Below are 1,052 nucleotides of genomic sequence, written 5' to 3'. Positions count from 1 at the left end.
TAGGACTTACGCAAAAGAGTTAAATTGAGTCAAAAAAAGCCATGAAAGTCACGGCCCAACTTTACGGACAGTTTCTGCTGAGTAGTCAAATCAACTACACGGCGACTTATCTGGCTGACCACCTTGAGGGCATCAATCACGATAACGTCCAATACTTTCTCAAAACTGCCCGGATCGCTCCTCGTGCGGTTTGGCAGCAGGTGCGCCATCACATCCAACTTGACCCCGATGGCTACATCATTTTTGACGATACAGTACTCAACAAAGAACACAGCCACAAAATTGAACTGGTTCGGAACCAGTACTCAGGCAACGCACACGGCTTGATCAAAGGCATCGGTGTGGTCAACTGCGTCTATGTCAATCCCAAAACCAATCAATTCTGGCTCATTGACTTTCGCATCTTCAATCCTGATGCCGATGGCAAAACCAAAATCGACCACGTCTTTGATATGCTGGCTCAACTCAAACCACGTCAAATCAGCTATCAAACCGTGCTGATGGACACCTGGTACGCTGTGACGCAAGTGTTCAAATGGCTACAGACGGAGGGCAAAACCTTCTATTGCCCCTTAAAGAGCAATCGCAAAGTGGACGATACTGGTGGCAAAGAACTCTATCAGCCTGTTTCTCACCTGACTTGGTCAACCCAGGATGTCAAAGAAGGCAAACGGATCAAAGTCCACAAGATGCCTCAGGACACGTATTTCAAGCTGTTCCGCGTACTGGTGTCTCCCCACCGGACGGATTATATCGTTACCAACGATCTAACTCAACACGATACGAGGGCCGCTGAGGAAAAAAGCGGTATTCGCTGGACGGTTGAGCAGTTTCACCGTGAGGACAAACAAATCACGGGCCTCGAATGCTGTCAGTGTCGGTTAGCCCGCAGCCAACGCAACCACATTACCCTGGCTACGCTGACCTGGGTTCGTTTCAAAGAGCTAGCCTATCAAACCAAGAAAACGGTTTACCAACTCAAACAAGGGTTATTGGACGATTATATGCGCCAGCAATTAGTTAAACCAACCTTAGCCTTTGCGTAAGTCCTA

At 48.1% G+C, this 1,052-nt stretch carries 1 protein-coding gene; it reads left to right on the top strand.

Annotation, left to right across the window (positions count from 1 at the left end):
• Positions 1–41: 41 nt before the first annotated feature.
• Positions 42–1,046 carry an IS701 family transposase gene (locus AC23NW_RS36170; RefSeq protein ID WP_487455580.1) on the top strand — a complete coding sequence of 335 codons (1,005 nt, stop codon included), beginning with the start codon at positions 42–44 and terminating at the stop codon, positions 1,044–1,046.
• Positions 1,047–1,052 lie beyond the last annotated feature (6 nt).

This window comes from Arsenicibacter sp. R0_47 (assembly GCF_057652235.1).
This window is presented reverse-complemented; position numbering and strand designations above follow the sequence as displayed.